This window comes from Halanaerobium sp. (assembly GCF_003070835.1).
Genome location: NZ_QBLR01000277.1, coordinates 1 through 4,564, shown reverse-complemented (window position 1 = coordinate 4,564; position 4,564 = coordinate 1). Strand labels below are relative to the sequence as shown.

Annotated in this window: 5 protein-coding genes and 1 riboswitch; all 5 genes read left to right on the top strand. The window is 31.6% G+C overall.

The annotated features are described in order from the left end of the window. The first annotated feature begins 67 nt into the window (after nucleotides 1–67). Entirely contained in the window at nucleotides 68–1,204 is a 1,137-nt protein-coding gene (locus tag CI949_RS17295; protein ID WP_290768656.1) for an alanine--glyoxylate aminotransferase family protein, read from the top strand. Further along, nucleotides 1,196–1,263, top strand: a riboswitch (Fluoride riboswitch). It overlaps the preceding gene by 9 nt. Before the next feature lie 97 nt (nucleotides 1,264–1,360). Next, a complete protein-coding gene (gene crcB / locus CI949_RS17290) occupies nucleotides 1,361–1,735 on the top strand; it encodes a fluoride efflux transporter CrcB (protein ID WP_089716169.1) in 375 nt (124 codons plus the stop codon). Between the two features lie 34 nt (nucleotides 1,736–1,769). Then, nucleotides 1,770–2,105 carry a DUF190 domain-containing protein gene (locus CI949_RS17285; protein WP_089716170.1) on the top strand — a complete coding sequence of 112 codons (336 nt, stop codon included), beginning with the start codon at nucleotides 1,770–1,772 and terminating at the stop codon, nucleotides 2,103–2,105. 174 nt (nucleotides 2,106–2,279) lie between these two features. After that, complete coding sequence (locus CI949_RS17280) at nucleotides 2,280–2,789, top strand: NAD(P)H-dependent oxidoreductase subunit E (RefSeq protein ID WP_089716171.1); 510 nt, start codon at nucleotides 2,280–2,282, stop codon at nucleotides 2,787–2,789. Then, nucleotides 2,782–4,564: NADH-quinone oxidoreductase subunit NuoF (gene nuoF / locus CI949_RS17275; RefSeq protein WP_290768653.1), on the top strand; the 1,783-nt coding region annotated here is incomplete at its 3' end. The genes CI949_RS17280 and nuoF, both read left to right, overlap by 8 nt.

The window sequence follows — 4,564 nt, the reverse complement described above, 5'->3', positions numbered from 1 at the left end:
GCTTGACAATCTCCCATAAAAAGTTATAAAATCTATATTAGACCGTAAAATTGTGGGAGTGATTTTTGTGAGTGATTTATTAATTATGACACCCGGTCCTACTGAGGTCAGTGAAGAAGTTAGGCGCGCAATGAGTCAAAAAATTACCAATCCCGATCTTGATCCTGATTTTTTTGATTTTTACCTTGATGTTAGTTCTAAATTACAGCAGGTAATAAAAACCAAAAATGATGTGATTATTATGAGTGGGGAGGGAATTTTAGGACTTGAATCTGCCTGTGCTTCCTTAATTGAACCGGGAGATAAGGTTTTAGTTTTAGATAATGGAATCTTTGGTAGAGGATTTGCAGATTTTGCTGATTTATATGGAGCTGAGGTTACTAAATGGGAATTTCCATATAATGAAGAAATTGATACCAATGAATTGGCTGAAAAGTTGGCGGCTGAAAATGATTTTAAATTTGCAACCTTTGTTCACTGTGAAACTCCTACTGGAATTATAAATAATATTGGTGAAATTACTAAATTATTAAATGAACATAATATTTTATCTATTGTTGATTCAGTTTCTGCGATTGGTGGAGTTCCAATTGAAGTTGATGAATGGGGAATTGACATTATTTTGGGAGGTTCGCAAAAGTGCCTATCAGTGCCTCCGGGGCTCACTTTTATGAGTGTTAGTGATGCTGCCTGGGATGCAGTAAATAATAGAGAAACTCCAGTTAGAGGTTATTATACCAATTTGCAGCTCTGGCAGAACTGGTATGAAGAAAAATATTTTCCTTATACTCAGGCAATAAGTGATATTTATGCTTTGAATGCAGCCTTAGATAAATGGTTAGAGGATCAAGAAATTTTTGCAAGACACAATAAAATTGCAGAGGCAGTTAGAAAAGCTATTGCTGAATCAAATCTTAATTTATTTGCTGAAAATGGTCATTCTGATACAGTTACAGCTATAGAAATTCCTGATTCAATAAATTATCAGGAGCTAAATCAGCTGATGACAGAAAGTCATAATGTTATGATTGCAGGTTCATTAGGAGAGTTTGAAGATAAATTGATCCGGATTGGACATATGGGAGAAAATTGTTATGAAGAGAAGTTATATAGAACTTTAAAAGCCTTTGATCACAGTTTAAGAGAACTTGGTTTTAATTTAAATATTGAATTACATAAAGTTTTTATAAATAAAATGGACTAAGGGGATGGAGCTCCCCTTTAATTACTGTTGATTTAACAGATGATGGCTCCTATCTTATAGGGATAACTCTATTAAGATAGGAGCTTTTTTATTTGTAAGGTTATTAAAAACTAAAATTTAAATTTTTAAAAAAATATAAGAATAGGGTGATAAGTTTTGTTTAATATCCTTTATATTGGTTTAGGAGGTTTTTTTGGTGCTATAGGAAGATACAGTATCTCAAAATGGATTGCAAACAAATATAGCAGTATTTTTCCATATGGTACTTTAGCCGTTAATTTAGTAGGTTCATTTTTGCTCGGGTTTTTGATTACATATTTTTTAGATAAAAGCACATTGAATCCTCTATACAGGACAGCTATAACAACTGGTTTTTTAGGTGCTTTAACCACCTTTTCTACTTTTGGTTTTGAAACTATAATGTTGTTTGAAGATGAAAGGTATTTTTTTGCTTTAGTTAATATCTTCTCAAATTTATTTTTGGGTCTTATTTTAGTATTTTTAGGAATTAAACTGGCTAAACTTATTTAGCTTTAAAATTCATTTATAAAGAAAGGGGATAATGATGCAGATAAACGGTAAGGGAAAAATTCTTCGTATTTATATTGGCGAAACTGACAAGTGGGCTAAAAAACCTCTATATCATGAATTGATCAAAATGTTCAAAGAAAATGATATGGCTGGAGCAACAGTTTTTAGAGGTATTGAAGGTTTTGGTTTAAATAGTCGTATTAAATCTTCTCATATTTTACAGCTTTCAGAAGATTTGCCGCTCGTAATTGAAACAATTGATACAGAAGAAAAGATAGAGAATATATTACCCAAAGTTAAAGAAATGGTCAAAGAGGGACTAGTTACAATTGAAAATGTGGAAGTGATAAAATATGAAGCAGAAAAATAAATATTGAATAGATATTAATATTATTGACATAATTTCTTGATTTATTTCCAAAATAATATTTTTAAAATTCAAAATAATATGTTAAAATATATTTAGACATAAATATATTTAAATCGACATAAAAAGATATTTTTATACAAATAAAAGTTACATAATTCACAAAGGAGGAGTATTATGTCTTTAAATTTAAAAGAATCACATGAATATGAAGCCGAACTAAAAAATAAATTAAAAAAATATTCGGGTCATAATTATGAATTAATTGAGGTTTTGCATGAAGCTCAAGAGTTAATAGGTTATTTACCAAAAGAAGCTCAAAAAATCATTGCTGATCATTTAAATTTGGCACCTGGACGGGTAAATAGTGTAGTCTCATTTTATAATCATTTTTCAGAATATTCTAAAGGTGAGTTTCAAGTTTCTCTTTGTAAAGGTACTGCCTGTTATGTTAAAGGTTCTCAAGATATTATTAAAAAAATTGAAGACAAATATGGGATTAAATCAGGTCAGACAACAGAAGATGGTAAAGTGTCATTAAATGTTGTCCGATGTTTAGGTGCTTGTGGGCTTTCTCCAGTAATGACTGTAAATGGTAAAGCATATGGATTACTTAACCCAGAAAAAGCAGTAAAAATTATTGAAAATTATTTAAATGGTAAAATAAAGGAGGAAGGAAATGCTTAAAATAGAAGAATTAGAAGAAATCCAAAAGGGCTTATTTGATAAATATTCTGGTATAAAAAAAGATAGAATAATTATTGGTATGGGTACCTGTGGAATTGCAGCTGGGGCAGAGGAAATACTTAAAACAGCACAAAAAGAAATAAAAAAATTAAATTTAAAAGATATAGAAATTTCTATAACTGGTTGTTTGGGTATTTGTGCTGAAGAGCCAATTATGGAAATTCGAACTAATAATGAGCGATATATATATGGTAATTTAAACCCAGAAAAAACTAGAGAAATTTTAAAAACACATTTAGGGGAAAGAAATATCATAAATCGTTGGCTAATTGATCAAAATAGTGATTTTTTTAGCAAACAAAAAAGAATTGTACTCAAAAATTGTGGAAATATTAATCCAGAAAATATTGAAGAGGCAATTGCAAATCATGGTTATCTTGGACTTGCTAAAGCTTTAAAAAGTTTTAGTCCAAATGAAGTAATAGAAATTATTAAGAATGCAAAATTGAGAGGTAGAGGTGGTGCAGGTTTTTCAACTGGATTAAAATGGGAACTTGCAGCTAACAATAGTACTCAGGAAAAATATTTGATTTGTAATGCTGATGAAGGTGATCCAGGTGCTTTTATGGATAGAAGTATCTTAGAAGGTGATCCCCACAGACTTTTGGAGGGAATGGCATTAGCAGCTTATGCCATTGGAGCTTCGAGAGGATATATTTATTGTCGGGCAGAATATCCATTGGCAATTAAAAGATTAAAAAAAGCAATTAAATCAGCAGAAGGAATGGGGTTACTTGGAGAAAATATTTTAGATAGTGGCTTTGATTTTAGAGTTAATATTAGATTAGGGGCAGGTGCCTTTGTTTGTGGAGAAGAAACTGCACTGATTGCCTCTATTGAAGGAAAAAGAGGAGAACCGCGTTCTAAACCACCATTCCCAAGTGAATCGGGTTTATTTGAAAAAGCAACAGTTATTAACAATGTTGAGACTTTAGCTAATGTTCCTGAAATAATACGTAAAGGCAGTGAATGGTTTAAAAAAATTGGAACAGAAGCAAGCCCAGGTACTAAAGTTTTTGCTCTAGCTGGAAAAATAAAAAAGAATGGTTTGGTAGAAGTTCCAATGGGAACTACTCCAGGTGAAATAATATTTGATATTTGTGGTGGACTTGAGAATGATGCAGAATTCAAAGCAGCCCAAACAGGTGGACCTTCTGGTGGATGTATTCCAATAGAACATTTGAATGTTCCAATTGATTACGATTCACTTAAAGAGTTAGGAACAATAATGGGATCTGGAGGTTTAATAGTAATGGACACTCAGACCTGTATGGTTGATTTAGCAAAATATTTTATTGATTTCTGTAAAGACGAATCATGTGGTCAGTGTACATCCTGTAGAATTGGGACAACAAGAATGCTTGAAGTTCTAGAAAAAATCAGTGAAGGCCGTGGTGAAAAGCAGGATTTAGATTTACTTATAGAAATGGGAGAAGTAGTCAAAGACTCTTCTTTCTGTGGTTTAGGTCAGTCTGCTCCTAACCCAGTTTTAAGTACCATAAGATATTTTAAAGACGAATATCTGGATCATATTGAAAACAAACATTGTGATTCTTCAGTTTGTGCTTCCTTATTTACTTCTCCCTGTCAGAATGCTTGTCCAGCAAATGTAGATGTACCTCTATATATAGATGCTATCAGACAGGGTGATTACAAACGAGCTTATCAAATTATTCAAATTGAAAATCCTTTAGTTTTAGTTTGTGGTCGGGTTT